Raw genomic sequence first — 20,972 nt, 5'->3', positions numbered from 1 at the left:
TAGCCTTGGCCACCTAGCCTAACAGCTTCAAGCCTGTTATCAAATGAAATCATCAACTTACTCAAACATAGTGAAACATCTAATTCTTGACTAAGGTAAGGTGGCTAACTTCATTATAGAACTTTCAATGGTTTATTTTCTCTTTATTTTTCTCAATATTTCCAAAAAATCCCTTGACTTTTTTTAGATATATGATATACTAGTCAGGTACTGCTGGTTTAGCTCAGTCGGTAGAGCGCATCCATGGTAAGGATGAGGTCGCCGGTTCAATCCCGGCAACTAGCATCGAATACTATCGAAAGGCCTTGTTTGACAAGGTTTTTTCTTATTTTTGTCCTAAATTCGCTCTTATTGTCAAAAAATCCCTTGACATGAATGTTTATTATGGTAGAATAGGGCTTAGAAATATGAAAGGAGTAAAACAAATGAACAAGCAACTTGTCATTCAGCAAGCTATTTTTTATCATACACTCCTTTCTAAGCAGGAAAACAAAGCTCATTGATGAACTTTTGTCGTTTTTCGTGGGCTATATTTTGAAACATTGAGACAATCAAGCACTGTGGTCATGGTGTGATAAAAATTGTCGACTATGTTCAAGGGCCGGTCTATTTTTGTGGACTTACGCAAGCCTAGGTGGAGTGAGATGCTTCCCTAGGCTTTTTTGTGCGCTTAGAAAGGTAATACTCTTCGAAAATCAAAATTATCCGTTGTCAACTTGCCTTGATGAACTCCAGTTCTATCTTCGACATCGTTTTCTAGGCTACTTTTGATTTTCATTGAGTATAACGTCTATCAATTGTTGCTGATTGAATAAAGTGGCAAATGATAGGTTATAGATTTGTAAAGGAGATATATGTTTCGATTAATTTTTGACTATATCAAGCGTCATAAGTGGCTCTATCTATTGGTTGCTGTGACCTTGATTATTTATGACGCCACACTTTTGCTACCAACGCAAATCATTCAGCGGATGGTCGATATACTAACCAAGAATGAATTAACACAGGCCATATTGGTTCAGGAGATGACCTTATTGTTATTGGTAACAGTGCTGAACTATGCAACAGCCTTCATTTGGCATCTGAAATTATTTCAGGCCTCTGTTAATTTCAAGTTTGATATGCAGCAACGTGCCTTTAAAAAATTAGTGACCATGCGGACTCCATTTTATGAAAAATTCCGCTCAGGAGATGTCATGACTCGTTTTTCAACGGATGTGGATGGCCTGATGGAGATGGTGGGTTACGGTCTTATGATTGTCGTCTATGCAGGCGGTATGTTGGCTTTTATCATTCCCACGATGTTCTTTATTGATTGGAAAATTTCGCTAGTAGCTTTATTACCGATGCTGTTCATGACACTATGTATATTTTTTATCGGGAGAAAACAAGATAAGGCGATTGATGCCAATAGAGAAGCTGTAGCCCAGCTCAATAATGAAGTTTTGGAGGTCATCGAAGGCATTCGAGTGACTCGGGCTTATAGTAAAAAAGCAACTCAAAAGGCTCAATTTCAAGCTCGTACCAAGCAATTGGCTCAGGGTGGGGATCGCATCACTTCCTTGCAATCATTGTATAATCCATTAGCTACAGTCTGTTTGGGATTATCTACTATTTTCGTGCTTCTCATGGGGGCACAAGCCGTGAAAGCAGGGCAACTGACCTTGGGACAAGTAATTGCCCTTCAATTGTATGTTGGTTCGCTCTTAGAGCCCTTCTGGACACTGGCAGATTTTATCCTTGTTTATCAAACTGGCAAGACATCTTTTGAAAAACTACAAGAGCTGATTGAGACGGGTGATGATTTGGAGGCTGATGGTTCTAAGGAAATTGCAGAGCTGTCTAGTATTTCCTTCAAAAATTATAGCTTTAGTTATCCACAGGCGGAAAGAGCCAGCCTACAGGACATCAATTGGACACTGAAAGCAGGGCAAACTGTAGGTATCGTTGGGAAGACTGGTTCGGGAAAAACGACCTTGGTTCGCCAATTCTTACGCCAGTATCCGATTGGTCAGGGAAATTTTTTCATCAATCATCAATCTGTTTTAGACTTTAAACGTTCTAGTATAGAGGAAAAAATTGGCTATGTTCCACAAGAACACATTTTGTTTTCAAGGTCTGTTGGAGAAAATATTGCCCTTGGGAAAGTAGCTAGTAGCTCTGAGGAGATTGAACAAGCCATTGCCACAGCAGCTTTTAGTCAAGATTTAAAACGGATGAGTGATGGTCTTGATACCATGATTGGTGAGCGTGGTGTATCTATTTCTGGCGGTCAGAAACAACGGATTTCCATCGCCCGTGCTTTCCTGCGAGAACCAGATTTGTTAATTCTAGATGATTCTTTGTCGGCAGTGGATGCTCGGACAGAACGCCAGATTATCCAAAATATTCAAAAAGAACGTGCAGGCAAAACCAATGTCATCGTGACCCATCGTCTATCTGCTGTCAATCATGCAGACTGGGTACTAGTCTTGGATGAGGGGCGTATCGTTGAGGAAGGACGTCCAGCTGATTTGCTTGCCCAAAGAGGTTGGTACTATGAACAATACCAACGACAACAAAGCCAGGAAGGAGGAGAGTAATGACTATTTTAGGTTTTTTATTAAAACAAATCGGTCGTGTTAAGTGGCTATTTATAGTAGCTGTCGGCTTCTATCTATTGGCTTCGACCATGGTTCGATTGGCTCCTCTGCTGATTCAGCAGGCGATTGATGGACCGATTACGGATTTAAGCAAGGGATTGCCCTTTGATGAAGCTGTTTTCTTAAACCAGTCAGCTCAATACATGGGAATGATTATTCTAGGAGCTATTGGCTTCTACCTATCTATGCGTTTACTCATGCATTGCGCCAATCGTATTGCTGAAAATCTGCGTAATCAAGCCTACGATGTTATGCAACGGTTGCCTATTTCTTATTTTGATGATAAGCCCGCTGGAAAAATTGCAACTAGAATTGTCAATGATACAGAAACCCTGCGGACACAATTTTATGGGATCTTAGTTAATGCCTTTAACAATATTGTTCGTTTGCTCTTTACATACGGTGTCCTATTTTACATGAATAGGAGTCTCGGTTGGCTGATGTTACTCTTAATACCACTCTATATCGGCATTCAATTTGCTTACAAGAAAATGACAGACAAGCCAATGAAGGATTTTTATGATGCAAGGAGTGACGTCAATACGCAGGTGAATGAGACCATGAATGGTGCAAGTTTGATTCAACTTTTTGGACAAGAAGAGCGCATCATGAGAGAATTTGAAGTGACTGCTGACAAGATGCGTCGGGCAGATAATAAGATTATCTGGGCCCAGTCTCTTGCCACGTGGAATCTGAGTGGTTTTCTGCAAAATTTGGTCATTGCTGCGATTTTAACGGTAGTCGGCTATCAGTTTCTTGCGGGACAGGATGGAGTTACAGCTGGGAAACTCTTTGTTTATGTCAACTATATCGAAGGAGTCTTCATTGCTTTGGGAGCGCTGGTTCAACAGTTCCCAAATATGCTTCGCTCTTTTGAAACAGGTAAGCGTCTAATGGCCCTTCTAGAAGAAGAGGTGGAGGACGACTGTGATCGTATTTTGGAAGTTGAACAAGGGCAAGTCGTGTTTGAACATGTGAACTTTAGCTATGAAGAAAACAGACCAGTTTTGAAAGATATTACCATTCGGGCAGAAAAAGGAGAAACAGTTGCTCTGGTTGGGCATACTGGGTCTGGTAAGTCTTCTATTATGAACCTCCTCTATCGTTTCTATGATCCACAGGAGGGACGTGTACTGATTGATGGGAAAAACATCCGTGATTATTCTCGTGAAAGCCTACGCAGTCACATGGGGATTGTTTTGCAAGATCCCTATCTCTTTACAGGGACGATTGCCAGCAATGTTTCCATGAATGAAGAGGAAGCAGATAGAACAAGAATCCTGCAGGCGCTAGAAAAAGTTGGTGCAGGGCCTATGCTATCTCACTTAGAGAAAGGGATTGATGAACCGGTTGTTGAGAAGGGGGCGGCCTTTTCAAGTGGGGAACGTCAGTTGATTGCCTTTGCGCGGACACTCTACTCTGATCCTAAAATTCTGATATTGGATGAAGCAACTTCTCATATTGATACGGAGACGGAAGAATTTATCCAACATGCTATGGAAGTGGTGAAAGAAGGTCGGACAACCTTTATTATTGCCCATCGACTTTCTACCATTCAAAATGCAGACCAGATTCTTGTCTTAGATCAAGGTCGAATTATTGAACATGGGAAACATGAAGAATTGGTTGCACGTGGTGGAGTATATGCTCAAATGCATGAGATTCAAGCAAAGGTGTAATAAGCAGTTAAAAATTCCAAGCTTTGGCTGGAATTTTTTGCTATAATTGACTCATGAAAGCCTTAGTTTTTGATGTAGATGATACGCTTTATGATCAGATTCAACCGTTTGAACGTGCTTTGGAAAGACATATTGAAGTAGCAAGGGAGCAAATTGAACCACTCTACCTTTCCTTTCGCAGATATGCGGATGAAGTATTTGAAGCGACAGCAACTGGAAAGATGAGTCTGAAAGACAGTCATATTTATCGGATGAAACATGCTTTGGCAGATTTTGGGTATCAGGTGTCTGATGCAACAGCCTTAGCTATTCAAATAGATTATGATTATTTTCAAGGGCAGATAGAGCTCAGTCCAGTGTTTCCAGAAATATTTTCGTGGTGTCAGGCGCAAGGAATTACAATGGGGATTATTACGAATGGACCTTATAAACATCAGTTGAGAAAGATACGCACGATGGGGTTAGTTAATTGGTTTGAGCTAGAACATGTCCTTATTTCTGGACAAGTTGGTATCACAAAGCCAAATCCTGCTATTTTTCAACTAATGGAAGAACGTTTGGGGATGTCAGGCGAAGATATTTGTTATCTAGGGGATTCGTTTGAAAATGACATCATCGGGGCAAAAACAGCTGGTTGGCAAGCGGTCTGGTTTAATCACAGAAAACGGTCAGAGCCAGAAAGTTCCTTTCAGGCAGATTATATGATTGACGAATGGTTCAATCTGGATTCCCTTATCAAAAACATCATAAAGCCGATTGGATAAATAAAATGGAATAACTCTCCTAACAAGTTTTTAATAGGATTAGAAGCTAGTCGGGGGAGTTTTTGTGTTCAAAAAGAGGAGGTATAGTCATTTAGTTTATCTTTAATTACTTCGACGCAAGAGGAAACTCCGTTTTCTTATTTCCTACTTCAAACACTCCACTGGATTGTTTGAACTCGCTTTGCCGTACTCCGCGAAAGTGACTTGCTTCGCATGTCTTATTTCCAACCTAGAACAGCCTCTAGGCTGTTCTAGCAACCTGCAGCTCGTTGCCTTGTACTAAAAGCGAACTAAACGACTATAATATCTAGTTATCGTTACAAATATTTATAAGTGATAATGTGTATGAAAAACTGACAGAAATTCAGAAAAAACAGAAAATGGATAGATTTTTTACAGAAACGTTCCGGAAATTGTTGGAAAAACAACAAATAGAGGGGTATAATCTGTTTTTTATCTGTTTTCCATCTCAAGGAGTCTTGACAACTTATCTAAAAAGGTGCAGAATGAACTCGCAAACGTTTGTTTTTTTAATACCATTTTTTATGTCTATTCATTTCATTAGTGAAAACATGAAAGGATAAAACTTATGAGAAAAAGTTCGCACTTGATTTTAAGCTCAATAGTCAGTTTGGCGCTCGTAGGGGTCACACCATTGAGTGTTCTTGCAGATTCCAAACAAGATATTAATCAGTATTTTCAAAGCTTGACTTACGAGCCACAAGAGATTCTTACAAATGAGGGAGAATACATTGATAATCCGCCAGCAACAACTGGTATGTTAGAAAACGGACGTTTTGTGGTACTTCGCAGAGAAAAGAAAAATATTACGAACAATAGTGCAGATATTGCTGTTATTGATGCTAAGGCTGCAAATATTTATCCAGGTGCTTTATTGCGTGCTGACCAAAATCTTCTGGATAATAATCCAACGCTTATCAGTATTGCGCGGGGAGATCTGACGCTTAGTTTGAATTTACCTGGTTTGGCCAATGGGGATAGCCACACTGTTGTAAATTCTCCAACAAGAAGTACTGTTCGAACAGGGGTGAATAACCTTCTGTCTAAATGGAATAATACGTATGCTGGAGAGTATGGCAATACCCAAGCAGAGCTTCAATATGATGAAACAATGGCATACAGTATGTCACAATTGAAAACGAAGTTCGGAACCTCTTTTGAAAAAATTGCTGTACCATTAGATATCAATTTTGATGCCGTGAATTCGGGTGAAAAACAGGTTCAGATTGTTAACTTTAAACAAATTTATTATACAGTTAGTGTTGATGAACCAGAATCTCCAAGCAAGCTTTTTGCAGAAGGGACAACTGTAGAAGATTTGAAACGAAATGGGATAACAGATGAGGTACCTCCTGTTTATGTTTCCAGCGTTTCTTATGGACGCTCTATGTTCATCAAGTTAGAAACTAGCAGTAGGAGTACCCAAGTTCAAGCCGCATTTAAAGCAGCCATCAAAGGCGTTGATATTAGTGGCAATGCTGAGTATCAAGACATTCTGAAAAATACTTCATTCTCTGCTTATATTTTTGGTGGGGATGCAGGTAGCGCGGCTACTGTTGTGAGCGGAAATATTGAAACACTGAAGAAGATTATTGAAGAAGGTGCAAGATACGGAAAACTCAATCCAGGTGTTCCGATTTCGTATTCAACCAACTTTGTCAAAGACAATAGACCTGCTCAGATTTTGAGCAATTCAGAGTACATAGAAACAACTTCAACCGTCCATAATAGCAGTGCATTGACATTGGATCATTCAGGTGCTTATGTTGCGAAATACAACATTACTTGGGAAGAAGTATCTTACAATGAAGCTGGAGAAGAAGTTTGGGAACCAAAAGCTTGGGATAAGAATGGTGTAAATCTGACCTCACACTGGAGTGAAACCATTCAAATTCCAGGAAATGCTCGCAATCTTCATGTCAATATTCAAGAATGTACAGGATTAGCATGGGAGTGGTGGAGAACAGTTTATGACAAAGATTTACCACTTGTTGGTCAACGTAAAATAACCATCTGGGGAACAACGTTATACCCACAGTATGCGGATGAGGTGATAGAGTAATCTGGCAATGTATTATACTCTCTTAGCCACAGAGGCTAGGAGCTAAACACTATTCGTCAGAAACTTATCACAAGAAAATGGTATTAAAATAAGGATTCTATTCAAATTTTGGGTAGAATCTTTTATATTTTCCTAAAAACTACTTTTAGGTATGAGAACTCGTTCTGAAACTATTTTCAGGATTTTTTGTATTTCTACAAAAATCGAAATTACATTCTAAATAAAAAGAGGTTATTGAAAAAATAATAATATACTATATAATAAAAAATGTAAGCGCTACCTCTAGTATGGAGCAGAAAGGAATGACATAATGGGCACTATTAGTAAGACAGATTTAAAGCAACAAATTAAGGACGGTATTATCGTTTCTTGTCAGGCTTTACCAGGCGAACCTCTGTATAGGGAAGAAGGCGGTATTATGCCTTTACTAGTCAAGGCTGCCCAAGAAGCAGGGGCTGTCGGTATTCGGGCCAATAGTGTACGAGATATTAAGGAGATAAAAGAAGTAACTACTTTACCAATTATCGGAATTATCAAGCGAGACTATCCTCCACAAGAGCCCTTTATTACGGCTACGATGCGAGAAGTAGACGAGTTAGCAGCTCTAGATATTGAAGTCATTGCTCTTGATTGTACCAAGCGTGAGCGTTATGACGGACTCGATATTGTTGATTTCATTAATCAAATCAAGGAAAAATACCCCGAACAACTTTTTATGGCAGATATTTCAACCTTTGAGGAAGGATTAACTGCTTATGAAGCAGGCATCGATTTCATTGGGACAACACTTTCGGGGTATACATCCTATAGTAGGCAGGAGGAGGGACCAGATATTGAATTGGTTGACCGCTTGTGCCGAGCAGGTATCGATGTGATAGCGGAAGGAAAAATACACTATCCTGACCAAGTAAAAATTATTCATGATTTAGGTGTGGCAGGAATTGTTGTAGGCGGTGCAATTACACGTCCAAAGGAAATCGCAGAGCGGTTTATTAGTGCTTTACATAAATAATAAATAGGTTATAGAAAGGAATGGAGTATGAATTTTAAGAAGTTTTCTCAGCTAGGGCAGGCCTTTATGCTGCCAATCTCAATTTTGCCTGTTGCTGGTCTCTTACTGGGAATTGGAGGCGCTTTATCAAATAGTAATGCTGTAGCACAATTTCCTGTATTGGATCAAGCGTGGTTGCAAGCTGTATTCACTATCATGAGTACGGCAGGTAGTGCGGTATTTGCGAATTTAGCATTGATTTTTGCAATTGGTGTTGCTGTAGGTTTGGCAGATGCTGATAAGGGGACTGCTGGCCTATCTGCTGGGGTTGCATACTTGGTTTACACGGCTACTATTAGTGGATTTTTAACTCTTTTTGCAGATAAGGGAGCAAGCATTGATACTGGAGTTTTGGGCGCTTTAGCGATTGGTATCACTGTTGCAACTTTACACAATAAATATCGAAAAATTGAATTACCAGCCTTTCTTGGTTTCTTCGGGGGCTCTCGTTTTATTCCAATTATTTCATCATTTGCAGCAATTGCGATTGGCTCCATTTTTTATATAATTTGGCCACCGATTCAGAATTTGCTAGTTGATTTTGGTAAGGCAATAGCAGAGATGGGAAGTTTTGGAACCTTCTTATATGGTTTTGGATTACGTTTGACAGGTGCATTTGGCTTGCACCATACCATCTATCCAATGTTTTGGTATACTTCATTAGGTGGAAGTGAAGTGGTAGCAGGTGAGACAATCCAAGGTGCGCAAAATATTTTCTTTGCTCAATTAGCAGATGCGAACCATACAGGCTTATTTACTTATGGAACTCGATTTTTTGCTGGTCGATTTGCAACGATGATTTTTGGTCTACCAGCATCTTGTTTGGCTATGTATCACGCAATTCCTAAGGAAAATCGTAAGAAGGTTGGCAGTTTTTATTCAAGTAGTGCATTAACTTCCCTATTGACAGGAATTACTGAACCAATCGAGTTTTCTTTCTTGTTTGTTGCTCCATGGCTATATGTTGTTCACGCATTTTTAGATGGACTATCATTCTTAGTTGCGGATCTCCTGCAAATTCGTATTGGGAACTCATTTTCTGGAGGGCTTATTGATTACTTGATTTTTGGTGTTTTCCAAGGAAATGACAAAACCAATTGGATTTACGTGATTCCTGTTGGCTTGCTTTGGGCAGCAGTTTATTATCTAGTTTTCAAATTTTTAGTAACCAAATTTCACGTGCTAGTTCCTGGTATGGAAAGCAGTGATCAAGCATCGCATTCTGAAAAAGTTTTATCAAACGGTTCTAGTCTTCGTGATAATGCAATTGCTATCATCGATGCTCTTGGTGGAGCAGATAATATTGAGAATGTGACTGCCTGTGCGACTCGGTTAAGAGTATCGCTCAGAAATAGTGGTCTTGTGGATAAGGGAGTTATTCAGTCGATAGGTGCAACGGCTGTTTTGGATGTAAAAGGAGGAATACAGGCTATTTTCGGAGGTAAGGCTATTCTGTACAGCCAAGAAATCAATCAAATTCTTGGTCTTGAAGAATAGAGTTAGATTTAAGCGAATTAAAAGCATTCAAACTGTACCTATCGGGTATTTTTGAATGCTTTTTGTCTTTTTAAGAGTGTTGTGAAATAGAAAGATGGATGAATTATTCTCTAATAGTTTGCTTGAAAATATTCTCTTTTTTCTCCTTGTCAATAGCCAAAAAATAGGCGTAGATAATATCTAGCATGATGAGCAGGGGAATTTGGGGTGAGATACGATTGCCGTAATTGAGGTGGCGGACAGAGGCGACTGGAATGATTTGGTCAAAAGTCGGATGGGGAAAACTCTTAGTTGTTAACAGGGCGGTAGGAATCCCCTTTTGAGCAGCCAGGTGGAGATGCTCCATGACCTCTTCTGTCTGACCAGACAGAGAAAGGCCGATAACCAGGCAACTATGGTCTAAAATAGTAGTTGTCCAAATAAGATTGTTTTTATCAGTAATTGCATCACAGACGACACCCAGTCGCATAAAGCGGGATTTGATTTCCATTGCAACCAAACCAGAACTGCCGATTCCGTAAAAATAGACACGCTTGCTACTGTCAATCAGTCTGGCAATTTCTTCCAATTTTTCTTCATCAACGAGTTTATTGGTAGCAGTTAGGATTTCCTCATAGTCTATCAAGACTTTTTTTGTTAGGCTCCGCTGTAATTTTTCAAAATGTTTATCCAAGTATTGTTGGTTATTTTGAAAGGCAAAGACAAATTCTCGATAACCGGAAAATCCACATTTTTTGGCAAAACGGGTAAGAGCAGATGGAGAAATGTAGAGTTGCTGTATAGTGTTTTCTTGGCTAAGATCGGCGCTAGATGGATCTAACTGAGTAAAATAACTAGCAATCTGCTTTTCAAGTCTAGTCATCTGATCCAGATGAGACTCAATGATGGCAGTGATGTGTTTCGGTGTTTGTAACATTTTCCATTCCTCTGATAGCTTCTGAGGACATTATACCACTAAAACCCCCTCATTGATAGGTTTTATGATATAATGGAAACGTAAAAGGAATGTAAGATTATGTATATTGAAATGATTGATGAAACAGGGCAGGTTTCTGCTCGAATGCAGGAGCAGATTACGGAATTGCTCCAGTTTGCTGCCGAAAAAATTGGCAAGCAGAATAAGGAAATGGCTGTGACCTTTGTGGACAATAAGCGTGTCCATGAGGTTAACTTGGAGTACCGAGGAATTGACCGTCCGACAGACGTTGTCAGCCTAGAATATAAGCCAGAGTCGGAGATTGTTTTTGATGAGGAAGACTTACTGGACAATCCTGAATTAGCTGAAATGATGGAAGATTTCGATGCCTATATTGGTGAATTGTATATTTCTATCGATAAGGCGCGTGAGCAAGCTGAGGATTACGGACATAGCTACGAGCGCGAAATGGGCTTTTTAGCTGTACACGGTTTTCTGCATATCAATGGCTATGATCATTATACGCCAGAAGAAGAAGCAGAAATGTTTGGTTTACAAGAAGAAATTTTGACGGCCTATGGACTTACAAGAGAATAATTCAAAAAATCGCTGGAAAAACCGAGAATTGATTGCAAGTCTAGAATTTGCAGTAACGGGTTTGTTGACGGCTTTCAAGGAAGAACGCAATATGAAGAAGCACCTTGCTTCAGCTGTCCTTGTTGTGCTTGCGGGACTTATTTTCCAAGTATCTGTGACAGAATGGCTCTTCCTCTTGCTCAGTATTAGTCTGGTTATCGCTTTTGAAATTGTGAATTCGGCTATTGAGAATGTGGTGGATTTGGCGTCAGACTATCATTTTTCTATGTTGGCAAAGAATGCAAAAGATATGGCAGCAGGGGCAGTCTTGTTTGTGTCAGGATTTGCCTTGTTGACAGGATTGATTATCTTTGTGCCGAAAATTTGGGACTTTATTTTTTAGAATATAAGGAGAATACATGACATTTAAGTCAGGTTTTGTGGCGATTTTAGGTCGTCCAAACGTTGGGAAATCAACTTTTCTCAACTATGTAATGGGGCAAAAAATTGCCATCATGAGCGATAAGGCTCAAACAACCCGTAATAAGATTATGGGGATTTATACAACAGAAGAAGAGCAGATTGTCTTCATTGACACACCAGGAATCCACAAGCCTAAGACGGCCTTGGGTGACTTTATGGTGGAATCTGCTTACAGCACCCTGCGTGAAGTGGACACGGTCCTCTTTATGGTGCCAGCCGATGAAAAACGAGGCAAGGGTGACGACATGATTATGGAACGCCTTAAACAGGTCAAGGTTCCAGTCATTTTAGTGGTTAACAAGATTGACAAGGTTCATCCAGACCAGCTTTTGGAACAGATTGATGATTTCCGTCAACAGATGGACTTCAAGGAAATTGTGCCAATTTCTGCTACCCAAGGGAACAATGTTAATCGTCTCATGGAAATTCTCAAGGAAAATCTGGATGAAGGTTTCCAATATTTCCCTGCGGACCAAATCACTGACCACCCAGAACGTTTCTTGGTATCTGAGATGATTCGGGAGAAGGTTCTACACCTGACTCGTGAGGAAATTCCGTACTCTGTGGCCGTTGTCATTGAGTCCATGAAACGTGATGAATTTACCGACAAGGTCCATATCCGAGCGACGATTATGGTTGAGCGTGATAGTCAGAAAGGCATCATCATCGGCAAGCAAGGAGCCATGCTCAAGAAAATCGGCTCCATGGCCCGTCGTGATATTGAATTGATGTTGGGCGACAAAGTCTTCCTCGAAACCTGGGTCAAAGTCAAGAAAAACTGGCGTGACAAAAAACTCGACCTCGCCGACTTTGGCTATAATGAGAAAGAGTATTAAAAACGTCCGGGGGACGTTTTTAACCCGAGCTTGAAAACTGGAGAGCGAGGTAGTCCGGGGGACGTGTTCGACGTTTCTCACATCATTCTAGAATGATGTGAGAAACTAGTAAGTCGCCTAGGGAGTGAGAAAGAACTCAAATGGTCAAAAAAGAGTTCGTCTTCTCACCCCCGCACAGTTGATTAGGTCAGATTTGGAGTGTGAAATACGAACGAATTTGCCAATCAACCACTGCGCTGAGATGTTGACACGAACTCTGAGAAGTGGCATAGGGCTTGAGATGCCGTAAGTTGAGTAGCTTTTCAAAGCACTCAACTTTGGCGAGTTGAACCCGAGCTTGAAAACTAGAGAGCGAGGAAGGTTCGGGGGAGCGAAGCAGTCTGGGAATAGACTGTTTCAGCAGGTCACATAGGAATGTGAAAGTGACCATGTGAAAACCCAAGCTTGAAAACTAGAGAGCGAGGTAGCCTGGTGTGACTTGTCTCACCAGAATAGAAAAGAATCAATTTCAAGCGTGAAGCACCACTTTTGTGGTGTTTTCCGTCGTTACGGTGAGATATTATGACAATTAGAGCAGTTAATGAACAGACTCTTTCTATCTGGGCTACTTTTGCAAGTCAGGTTTGGCAGACAAAAGAGCAAGTTTTGATAGAAAAATTTTCAAATAATGAGTTTCCTTTTTGGTTTTTGTATTACTCTCAAAGTGAGGAGCCGATAGCGTGGATTAGTTTGTCGCTTCGCCGCGACTATGTAGAAGGATGTCAGGCGGGTCCAGTTGCCTATTTAGAAGGAATTTTTATTAGTCCGAATTATCGTAATCAAGGGATTGCGGAAGAACTGTTAAATTTTGCAGAGGGTTGGGCTAAAAGCCGAGATGTATGCCAACTAGGGTCTGATGCGGAACTAGACAATCTACTGAGCCAGAACTTTCATATCAAACATGGCTTCCGAGAAGTTAGTCGAACAGTTCACTATGTTCTAGATTTGACTAGTGATTAACAGGTTATCAATCAAAAATTTAGTTTAGAAAGGAAGGCCGGTTAGGTGTTGTAATTGAACTTGCCTAGGCCTCTTTGAAAAAAGACAACCGTGACCTAGGTGCCGAAGCATCGTCGGTCAGGTTTCTATTTGCTTTGTAATTTTGTTAGAAAGGACGAGTGTTAGCGTACTTGAACCCGAGCTAAAAGCTCGGAAAATAGATAGAGCTCCTTATGTGCAAGTCACACAGCGTCGCTCTCCTAATTTTCAGTCGCTTTTTACGCTCTTGGTATCGTACATTGCCCGAATTGCCTGAGGTTGAGACGGTTCGTCGTGGTTTGAATCGGTTGGTCAAGGGAAAGGTCATCGAAAAGGTCAAGGTGACCTATGCCCCTATGGTTAAGACTGGTGCCGATGCTTTCTGTCAGGACTTGATTGGTCAGGAGATTTTAGATGTGGACCGTCGTGGCAAGTATCTCTTGATTTACCTGACGGACCATGTCCTCATTTCTCATTTGCGGATGGAAGGTAAGTACAATTTCTTTCCTGACCAGGTGCCTGCCAACAAACATTTCCATGCCTTTTTTACTTTTTCAGATGGCTCGACCTTGGTTTATCAGGATGTCCGCAAGTTTGGCACAATGGAACTGCTGGGCAAGGCGGATGTGGGTGCCTATTTTATCAGTCGAAAAATTGGTCCTGAGCCGACGGAGGAAGATTTTGACTTAGAAGAATTTGCCAAAAAGTTAGCTAAGTCGAGAAAGCCCATTAAGTCGCATCTTTTGGACCAGTCTTTGGTGGCTGGTTTGGGCAATATCTATGTAGATGAGGTTCTGTTTAGAGCACAAGTTCATCCTGCTCAAGCAAGTAATCAGCTGTCGGCAGAGCAGGTGGCAGACCTCCGTCAAGCCACCATTGAAGTCCTGCAACTGGGTATCGAAAAAGGAGGCTCAACCATTCGGACCTATAAGAATGCCTTGGGCATGGACGGGACCATGCAGGATTATTTACAAGTTTACGGAAAGACAGGGCAGGCCTGTCCCCGTTGCCAGACAGAGATTGTCAAAATCCAGCTGGGCGGACGGGGGACACATTTCTGTCCCAAGTGTCAGGTGAAACATGGCTAAAATTATCGGTTTAACAGGCGGAATCGCCTCTGGAAAATCAACAGTTACAGCTTTTCTGAGAGAACAAGGTTATCCAATCATTGATGCGGATGCGGTTGTTCACGAATTACAGGCCAAAGGTGGCAAGCTCTATCAGATTTTGCTGAAAGAATTTGGTCAAGACATCTTATCAGATGATGGAAATTTGGATAGGGCTAAGCTGGGCCAGGCTGTTTTTGCGGATAGCAAGTTGCGGGCTCGTTTGTCTGTCTTGCAAGACCAGATTATCAGGCAAGAATTGTTGACTAGAAGGGATGTTCTCAAGCAGACTGAAGATGTAATTTTCATGGATATTCCTTTGCTTTATGAGGCAGATTATAGCGGGGAAGTAAATGAAGTCTGGCTAGTTTATGTCGATCGAGCGCAGCAGTTGGAACGGCTTATGAAACGCAATGGCTTAGCTGTTCAAGATGCGGAAAATCGTCTGGCTGCTCAGCTTTCTTTAGAGGAAAAACGGTCGCAAGCCCAGGTGGTGATTGACAATAGTGGAGCGGTTGAGGCGACCTTAGTGCAGGTTGCTCGGCTTTTGGAGGAATTAAAGGATGGACGACGGTAGTAGTTATTGGAAGCAGAATTTGAAGGTGGCTTGGTTGGGAAATTTCCTAACAGGGACGAGTTTTACCTTGGTTATGCCTTTTATCTCGGTTTTTGTGGAAGAGTTGGGGGTAGGTCCTGGACAGGTAGAATATTATGCGGGACTTGCGGTATCTGTTAATGCCCTTGCAGCAGCCTTGATGGCGCCTATTTGGGGGAGTTTGGCGGACCGTTACGGTCGCAAGCCTATGATGGTGCGGGCAGCTTTTGCGATGATTTTTACTATGGGTGGTATGGCCTTTGTACCAAATGTTTTTTGGTTGCTTGCCTTACGTGTCCTGAATGGGGTATTTACAGGATACATTCCCAATGCGACTGCCTTGATTGCCAGTCAGGTTCCAAAGGATAAGACGGGGTATGCTCTGGGTACATTGTCAACAGGTGCGGTAGCGGGTAATTTGATTGGTCCGACCCTAGGTGGTATCTTAGCAGAGATGTTTGGTGTACATACGGTATTTTTGCTGGTGGGACTTCTTTATGCTATCGTTGTGTTACTGACTGTTTTCTATATTCGAGAGGATTTTGTTCCAATCAAAAAAGGCGAAGAAATGTCGGTTAAAGAGGTATTTGAGCAGGTAAAAGATCGGCAGATGCTGGTTGGGCTTTTTGTGACTTCTATGATTATTATTGCAGCTGCTCAGGCTGTTGTTCCTATATTGACCCTCTACGTGCGGCATTTGGGACAGACAGATAATCTGTTATTTGTTGCTGGTTTTATCATTTCCTTGCCTGGTATGGCATCGCTAGTGACATCAGGTTATTTAGGGAAAATTGGTGATCGTATTGGCAACCATCGACTTCTATTAATTGCTTTGACTTACAGTCTGTTGATTAATGTTTTCTGTGTTTTTGCAGAAAATCCTTTCCAGCTTGGTTTGTTGCGATTCATGTATGGTTTTGGGACAGGAGCATTGTTGCCTTCGGTTAATTCTCTTTTGACCAAGTTGACTCCAAAAGAAGGGATTTCAAGGATATTTTCCTACAACCAACTCTTTAATAATCTAGGTTCTGTTGTTGGTCCCATGATGGGGTCTGCGGTGGCTGCTCACATGGGTTATGACTGGGTATTTTACCTGTCCAGCGGACTTGTCCTCTTTAACCTTATCTGGTCTTTGACCAATTTTAGAAACTATTTGAAAGTAAGGGATGTTTAGTGAGAGTTAAAATCAATTTACAATGTTCAGAATGCGGTAGTAAGAACTACTTGACTAGCAAAAACGCCAAGACTCATCCAGATAAGATTGAAGTCCTTAAATACTGCCCAAAAGAGAGAAAAGTAACCCTCCACCTTGAAACTAAGTAGGTTTTATGGTATAATGTCATAAGTTATTGTAGAAAGTGAAAAAAATATGTATCAAGCATTATTAGCAATTCTGTTGATTTTATCTGTTATTTTGATTGTAGTGATTTTTATTCAACCGGCTAAAAACCAGTCTAGCAACGTCTTTGACTCTTCTAGTGGAGCCTTATTTGAACGTACAAAGGCCCGTGGTTTTGAAGCGGTGATGCAACGCATTACAGCTATTCTTGTTTTTCTTTGGATGCTGGATGCGCTGGCACTTGTTATCATTTCAAGTAAGTAGATAAATCAGACTGGGACTTGTTCTTGGTCTATTTTTTTAGTAAAGGTAAGATGAAAAACGAAATTATTAACTATATTAAAGAAGTTGGTTCTGTGACCATGGACCAGCTGGCAGATCAGTTTGGAGCCAGTTCTGCTAAGAGCTTCACAGATTTGGTCAAGCTGGTTTCTAGCATGGAAGGCAGTCGTCAACTTGTCTTTGACAATGCTGGGCGGATTACTCTTCCTGCTCCCAAAATATCCAAAAACAAGGTGACCTTGCAGGGCATTTTCCGTGCCCACAAGTCAGGTTTTGGCTTTGTGACCATTGACGAGGCGGAAGATGATCTCTTTGTCAGTCGTGACGATGTCAACTTCGCTATTGAGGGCGACCGAGTGGAAGTGGCAATCAAGAAAGTAGCGGACAGGCTCAAGGGGACGGCTGCGGAAGCGGAAGTCATTGATATTTTAGAACATAGCCTGAAAACTGCGGTAGGCTTGATTGTTTTTGACGAAGATAAGCCAGAATATGCAGGCTACATCAAGTCTAAAAATCAGAAAATCGCTCAGAAGATTTACATCAAGAAGTCACCTCTGGTGTTGACCGGAACGGAAATCCTCAAAGTCGATATTGAAGCCTATCCCAACAAGAAACGGGACCACTTTGTTGCGACCATTCGGGATGTAGTGGGTCACAAGGATGACGTGGGCATCGATGTATTGGAGGTCTTGGAATCCATGGACATCGTGTCGGAATTCCCTGATGAAGTCTTGGCAGAGGCCAATCGAGTGCCAGAAAGTCCGTCAGAACAGGACTTTGAAGGTCGCTTGGACCTGCGAGATGAAATCATCTTCACCATTGACGGTGCAGATGCCAAGGACTTGGACGATGCGGTCCATATCAAGCAGCTCAAGAACGGCAATCTGGAGCTGGGTGTCCATATCGCTGATGTCAGCTACTATGTGACAGAAGGCTCTGCCTTGGACCAGGAAGCTGTCAAACGGGGGACTTCTGTCTATGTGACCGACCGTGTGGTGCCGATGCTACCAGAACGCCTGTCAAACGGTATCTGCTCCCTTAATCCAAACGTGTACCGCCTGACCCAGTCGGCTATTATGGAAATTGACCGCAAGGGCAAGGTAGTCAAGCACTGGATTGGCCAGACGGTCATCAAAACCACCTTCCGCATGACCTATTCCGATGTCAATGACATGATTACGGGCAATCAGGAAAAGTTGGACAAATACAAGGCAATCGTGCCAAGTGTGAACCTCATGATCAAACTCCACGAAACCCTGGAAACCATGCGGTACAAGCGTGGAGCTCTGAATTTTGATACGACAGAAGCCAAAATCATTGTCAACAAGGACGGTCTGCCAGTTGATATCCAACTGCGTCAGCGTGGGATTGCCGAGCGGATGATTGAGTCCTTCATGCTGGCGGCCAATGAGTGCGTGGCCGAGCATTTTGCCAAGCTGGACCTGCCTTTCATCTATCGGATCCACGAGGAGCCTAAGTCGGACAAGCTGCAGAAGTTTATCGACTATGCGACCAGCTTTGGTCTGACGGTCTATGGAACAGCCAGCTCTATCAGCCAGGATGCCCTTCAGGACCTCATGGAGCGGGTCAAAGATGAACCTTATGCCGATGTCCTCAACATGATGTTGCTTCGCTCCATGCAGCAGGCACGCTACTCGGAGTACAACCACGGCCACTACGGACTGGGTGCGGAGTTCTACACCCACTTCACCAGTCCTATCCGCCGCTATCCCGACCTGCTGGTGCACCGTATGGTGCGGGACTATGGTCACAATCCTGCGGAAAAAGCAGAGCATTTTGAGCAAGTTATTCCTGAGCTTGCCAAGTCTTCGTCCAGTTTAGAACGCCGTGCTATTGAGGCAGAGCGGGAAGTCGAAGCTATGAAGAAGGCAGAGTTCATGCAAGAATTTGTCGGGCAAGAGTTTGATGGTGTCGTGTCAAGCGTGGTCAAGTTTGGACTTTTTGTCGAGTTGCCAAACACGGTTGAAGGTCTGATCCATGTCACCAACCTCAACGAATACTACCAGTTCCACGAGCGGACTCTGACCTTGCAGGGTGAGAAATCTGGTCGTGTCTTCCGTGTCGGTCAGCCAATTCGTATCAAGCTAACGCGGGCGGACAAGATGACAGGGGAAATCGATTTTGCCCACGTGCCGTCCGAGCTGGATATCGTAGAAAAAGCTTTGAAAGCCAAGCGGAGAACAGCCAGTCACTCTAACCGTGACCGTGATGATCGGTCAGGGAGAGGACGGGGCAAGCACCACAAACAAGAAGCTGCTGGTCGCGACAGCGGACGTCACAAGTCTGGGAAAGACCACAAGTCTAAGGCTGGAAAGTCAGACAAGAAAAAGAAACCATTTTACAAGGAAGTAACCAAAAAGAATAAGAAAAGGAGATAGGCATGGCCAAGGGTGAGGGCAATGTGATTGCACAGAATAAAAAAGCCCGCCACGACTATACCATTGTCGATACGGTGGAGGCGGGGATAGTTCTGACGGGGACGGAGATTAAGTCTATTCGTGCGGGGCGGATCAACCTCAAGGACGGCTTTGCCCAGATCAAGCAGGGCGAGGCTTGGTTGGTTAATGTTCATATCGCTCCCTACGATGAGGGCAATATCTGGAATCAGGAGCCAACGCGGACCCGCAAGCTCCTCTTGCGGAAGAAGCAGATCGAGTCCTTGGGCAATGAGGTCAAGGGAACAGGGATGACCCTAGTGCCCCTCAAGGTCTATATCAAGGACGGCTTTGCCAAGGTCTTGATTGGGCTTGCCAAAGGGAAGCACGACTACGACAAGCGGGAGTCCATCAAACGCCGTGAACAAGACCGTGATATTAAGCGGACCATGAAGGCTATCAATAGTCGCTAAGACTGGGAGAAATCCTGGTCTTTTCTATTATCGGAAAACAAAAGCCCAGCAGTCTGAACTGTCTGGGGTTTATTATTTGATTTTCGAAGAATATTAATCCACCGTAATCATAGCTTTAATAGTTTTCCGGTTGGCCATGTCTTTGTAGGCTTGGTCGATATTGTCCAGGCTGTAAGTTTGGGTGAAAACTCGACCTGGGTTGATGTCGCCTTTAAGAACAGCATCGAGCAAAATTTCCTTATCATAGGTTGTGACAGAAGCAGAGCCACCACCGATAATGATATTTTGAGCAAAGGTTGAGCCAAGGGCGTGGTTGTTGTAGTGTGGTACACCGACAAAACCGATGCGACCACCATTGTGAAGAACACCGAGGGCTTGGTCAATAGAGGCTTCTGTACCAACACATTCGAGGGCGGCATCCGCTCCGCCACCTAGGATTTCACGAACTTTGGCAATGCCTTCCTCGCCACGTTCTGCTACGATGGCAGTGGCACCTGATTCCAAAGCCATTTGCTGACGATCTGCGTGGCGACTCATCATGATAATCTGAGAAGCTCCGCGCATTTTTGCAGCAATGACGGCACATTGACCCACTGCACCATCACCGATGACAACAACCTTGTCACCAGGTTTGACATCTGCAACACGCGCAGCATGGTAGCCAGTTGGCATAACATCTGCCAGAGTCAAGAGAGATTTGATCATGCCTTCCGAGTAGTCACTTGGCTGACCAGGAATTTTGACCAAGGCCCAGTTGCCGTAGTGGAAACGAATGTATTGAGACTGGTAGTTGTTGCCCCAGTTGGTGTAGCCTGGATGGTTGTCACAAGTACCGTCAAAACCAGCACGACAGGCATCACAATGGCCGCAACCGTGTGTAAATGGAACGATGACAAAGTCACCAGGAACAAGTGTTGTAATGTCTTCGCCTACCTCTTCAACGATACCGATAGCTTCATGACCAGAGTTTGTGTCACCGTGGTCATGGTGAATGTCTTCACCGTAGCCCCAAAGGTCTGACCCACAGACACAGGCCCGCACGACCTTGATAATGACGTCATCCTTGGCTTGAAGGCTTGGTTTTTCGATTTCTGCAACGGTCATCTTACCGGCTTTTTCATAAATAGCTGCTTTCATATTCATCACACATTTACTTGTCAGTAAATATCCTTTCTGATTGATATGGAATATTATACACCTTGGAGTTCACTCCAAGTCAAGGAAAAAATCAGTTTGA

19 protein-coding genes and 1 tRNA gene are annotated in these 20,972 nt (G+C 42.6%); 18 read left to right on the top strand and 2 right to left on the bottom strand.

Features of this window, described 5'->3' with window-relative positions:
* Window positions 1-212: 212 nt before the first annotated feature.
* From ODU50_RS03990 to ODU50_RS03960, 7 genes are all read left to right on the top strand, one after another.
* Window positions 213-285, top strand: a tRNA-Thr gene (locus ODU50_RS03990).
* A gap of 569 nt (window positions 286-854) precedes the next feature.
* Window positions 855-2,582, top strand: coding sequence for an ABC transporter ATP-binding protein (locus ODU50_RS03985; protein ID WP_029186307.1), 1,728 nt, complete (start codon window positions 855-857; stop codon window positions 2,580-2,582).
* A complete protein-coding gene (locus tag ODU50_RS03980; protein ID WP_398581326.1) occupies window positions 2,582-4,321 on the top strand; it encodes an ABC transporter ATP-binding protein in 1,740 nt (579 codons plus the stop codon). Before ODU50_RS03985 ends, ODU50_RS03980 begins: the two co-directional genes overlap by 1 nt.
* 53 nt (window positions 4,322-4,374) lie before the next feature.
* Complete coding sequence (locus ODU50_RS03975) at window positions 4,375-5,085, top strand: HAD family hydrolase (RefSeq protein WP_248020924.1); 711 nt, start codon at window positions 4,375-4,377, stop codon at window positions 5,083-5,085.
* A 589-nt stretch (window positions 5,086-5,674) separates the two neighbouring features.
* Window positions 5,675-7,168 carry a cholesterol-dependent cytolysin suilysin gene (gene sly, locus ODU50_RS03970; protein WP_012027344.1) on the top strand — a complete coding sequence of 498 codons (1,494 nt, stop codon included), beginning with the start codon at window positions 5,675-5,677 and terminating at the stop codon, window positions 7,166-7,168.
* Between the two features lie 310 nt (window positions 7,169-7,478).
* The gene (locus tag ODU50_RS03965; protein ID WP_024382186.1) at window positions 7,479-8,180 is read left to right on the top strand and encodes an N-acetylmannosamine-6-phosphate 2-epimerase; all 702 of its coding nucleotides are present in this window, start codon (window positions 7,479-7,481) and stop codon (window positions 8,178-8,180) included.
* A 27-nt stretch (window positions 8,181-8,207) separates the two neighbouring features.
* Complete coding sequence (locus ODU50_RS03960) at window positions 8,208-9,716, top strand: PTS transporter subunit EIIC (RefSeq protein ID WP_012027342.1); 1,509 nt, start codon at window positions 8,208-8,210, stop codon at window positions 9,714-9,716.
* A gap of 103 nt (window positions 9,717-9,819) precedes the next feature.
* Here the strand turns inward: ODU50_RS03960 and ODU50_RS03955 are convergent, their stop codons facing one another.
* Entirely contained in the window at window positions 9,820-10,632 is an 813-nt protein-coding gene (locus ODU50_RS03955; RefSeq protein ID WP_105153332.1) for a MurR/RpiR family transcriptional regulator, read from the bottom strand.
* Between the two features lie 99 nt (window positions 10,633-10,731).
* On the opposite strand from ODU50_RS03955, the gene ybeY reads away from it, so the two are divergent.
* From ybeY to smpB, 11 genes are all read left to right on the top strand, one after another.
* Window positions 10,732-11,229 (top strand): rRNA maturation RNase YbeY, encoded by a 498-nt coding sequence (gene ybeY / locus ODU50_RS03950; RefSeq protein ID WP_105153333.1) that lies wholly within the window; start codon window positions 10,732-10,734, stop codon window positions 11,227-11,229.
* Window positions 11,210-11,611 carry a diacylglycerol kinase family protein gene (locus ODU50_RS03945; protein ID WP_012027339.1) on the top strand — a complete coding sequence of 134 codons (402 nt, stop codon included), beginning with the start codon at window positions 11,210-11,212 and terminating at the stop codon, window positions 11,609-11,611. The genes ybeY and ODU50_RS03945 overlap by 20 nt, the downstream gene beginning before the upstream one ends.
* A gap of 16 nt (window positions 11,612-11,627) precedes the next feature.
* Entirely contained in the window at window positions 11,628-12,527 is a 900-nt protein-coding gene (era, locus tag ODU50_RS03940; protein ID WP_398581325.1) for a GTPase Era, read from the top strand.
* 561 nt (window positions 12,528-13,088) lie between these two features.
* Complete coding sequence (locus ODU50_RS03935) at window positions 13,089-13,526, top strand: N-acetyltransferase (protein WP_105121841.1); 438 nt, start codon at window positions 13,089-13,091, stop codon at window positions 13,524-13,526.
* A 278-nt stretch (window positions 13,527-13,804) separates the two neighbouring features.
* Window positions 13,805-14,632 (top strand): DNA-formamidopyrimidine glycosylase, encoded by an 828-nt coding sequence (gene mutM / locus ODU50_RS03930; RefSeq protein ID WP_024399886.1) that lies wholly within the window; start codon window positions 13,805-13,807, stop codon window positions 14,630-14,632.
* Complete coding sequence (coaE, locus tag ODU50_RS03925; RefSeq protein ID WP_024399887.1) at window positions 14,625-15,227, top strand: dephospho-CoA kinase; 603 nt, start codon at window positions 14,625-14,627, stop codon at window positions 15,225-15,227. The genes mutM and coaE overlap by 8 nt, the downstream gene beginning before the upstream one ends.
* Window positions 15,214-16,419: a multidrug efflux MFS transporter gene (locus tag ODU50_RS03920; protein ID WP_024411776.1), complete on the top strand. Its 1,206-nt coding sequence runs from the start codon at window positions 15,214-15,216 to the stop codon at window positions 16,417-16,419. The genes coaE and ODU50_RS03920 overlap by 14 nt, the downstream gene beginning before the upstream one ends.
* On the top strand, window positions 16,419-16,568 hold the full coding sequence (gene rpmG / locus ODU50_RS03915) for a 50S ribosomal protein L33 (RefSeq protein WP_012775228.1): 150 nt from the start codon (window positions 16,419-16,421) through the stop codon (window positions 16,566-16,568). Before ODU50_RS03920 ends, rpmG begins: the two co-directional genes overlap by 1 nt.
* A gap of 46 nt (window positions 16,569-16,614) precedes the next feature.
* Window positions 16,615-16,848: a preprotein translocase subunit SecG gene (gene secG / locus ODU50_RS03910; RefSeq protein ID WP_002935768.1), complete on the top strand. Its 234-nt coding sequence runs from the start codon at window positions 16,615-16,617 to the stop codon at window positions 16,846-16,848.
* Between the two features lie 50 nt (window positions 16,849-16,898).
* On the top strand, window positions 16,899-19,265 hold the full coding sequence (rnr, locus tag ODU50_RS03905) for a ribonuclease R (RefSeq protein ID WP_105153334.1): 2,367 nt from the start codon (window positions 16,899-16,901) through the stop codon (window positions 19,263-19,265).
* A 2-nt stretch (window positions 19,266-19,267) separates the two neighbouring features.
* Complete coding sequence (smpB, locus tag ODU50_RS03900; protein ID WP_029186288.1) at window positions 19,268-19,735, top strand: SsrA-binding protein SmpB; 468 nt, start codon at window positions 19,268-19,270, stop codon at window positions 19,733-19,735.
* Between the two features lie 93 nt (window positions 19,736-19,828).
* Here the strand turns inward: smpB and ODU50_RS03895 are convergent, their stop codons facing one another.
* Entirely contained in the window at window positions 19,829-20,872 is a 1,044-nt protein-coding gene (locus tag ODU50_RS03895; protein ID WP_105153349.1) for a zinc-binding dehydrogenase, read from the bottom strand.
* Between the last annotated feature and the right edge of the window lie 100 nt (window positions 20,873-20,972).

The organism is Streptococcus sp. 2020WUSS084 (genome assembly GCF_044427445.1).
Taxonomy (GTDB): domain Bacteria; phylum Bacillota; class Bacilli; order Lactobacillales; family Streptococcaceae; genus Streptococcus; species Streptococcus suis.
Note: the sequence above shows the minus strand (reverse complement) of the source record. Positions and strands in the feature narration are given on the sequence as shown.

Bases quoted from the DNA above. Each gene is read 5' to 3' on its own strand.
- ODU50_RS03985 (WP_029186307.1), top strand. From the start codon at position 855: ATGTTTCGATTAATTTTTGACTATATCAAGCGTCATAAGTGGCTCTAT.
- ODU50_RS03980 (WP_398581326.1), top strand. From the start codon at position 2,582: ATGACTATTTTAGGTTTTTTATTAAAACAAATCGGTCGTGTTAAGTGG.
- ODU50_RS03975 (WP_248020924.1), top strand. From the start codon at position 4,375: ATGAAAGCCTTAGTTTTTGATGTAGATGATACGCTTTATGATCAGATT.
- sly (WP_012027344.1), top strand. From the start codon at position 5,675: ATGAGAAAAAGTTCGCACTTGATTTTAAGCTCAATAGTCAGTTTGGCG.
- ODU50_RS03965 (WP_024382186.1), top strand. From the start codon at position 7,479: ATGGGCACTATTAGTAAGACAGATTTAAAGCAACAAATTAAGGACGGT.
- ODU50_RS03960 (WP_012027342.1), top strand. From the start codon at position 8,208: ATGAATTTTAAGAAGTTTTCTCAGCTAGGGCAGGCCTTTATGCTGCCA.
- ODU50_RS03955 (WP_105153332.1), bottom strand. From the start codon at position 10,632: ATGTTACAAACACCGAAACACATCACTGCCATCATTGAGTCTCATCTG.
- ybeY (WP_105153333.1), top strand. From the start codon at position 10,732: ATGTATATTGAAATGATTGATGAAACAGGGCAGGTTTCTGCTCGAATG.
- ODU50_RS03945 (WP_012027339.1), top strand. From the start codon at position 11,210: ATGGACTTACAAGAGAATAATTCAAAAAATCGCTGGAAAAACCGAGAA.
- era (WP_398581325.1), top strand. From the start codon at position 11,628: ATGACATTTAAGTCAGGTTTTGTGGCGATTTTAGGTCGTCCAAACGTT.
- ODU50_RS03935 (WP_105121841.1), top strand. From the start codon at position 13,089: ATGACAATTAGAGCAGTTAATGAACAGACTCTTTCTATCTGGGCTACT.
- coaE (WP_024399887.1), top strand. From the start codon at position 14,625: ATGGCTAAAATTATCGGTTTAACAGGCGGAATCGCCTCTGGAAAATCA.
- ODU50_RS03920 (WP_024411776.1), top strand. From the start codon at position 15,214: ATGGACGACGGTAGTAGTTATTGGAAGCAGAATTTGAAGGTGGCTTGG.
- secG (WP_002935768.1), top strand. From the start codon at position 16,615: ATGTATCAAGCATTATTAGCAATTCTGTTGATTTTATCTGTTATTTTG.
- rnr (WP_105153334.1), top strand. From the start codon at position 16,899: ATGAAAAACGAAATTATTAACTATATTAAAGAAGTTGGTTCTGTGACC.
- smpB (WP_029186288.1), top strand. From the start codon at position 19,268: ATGGCCAAGGGTGAGGGCAATGTGATTGCACAGAATAAAAAAGCCCGC.
- ODU50_RS03895 (WP_105153349.1), bottom strand. From the start codon at position 20,872: ATGAAAGCAGCTATTTATGAAAAAGCCGGTAAGATGACCGTTGCAGAA.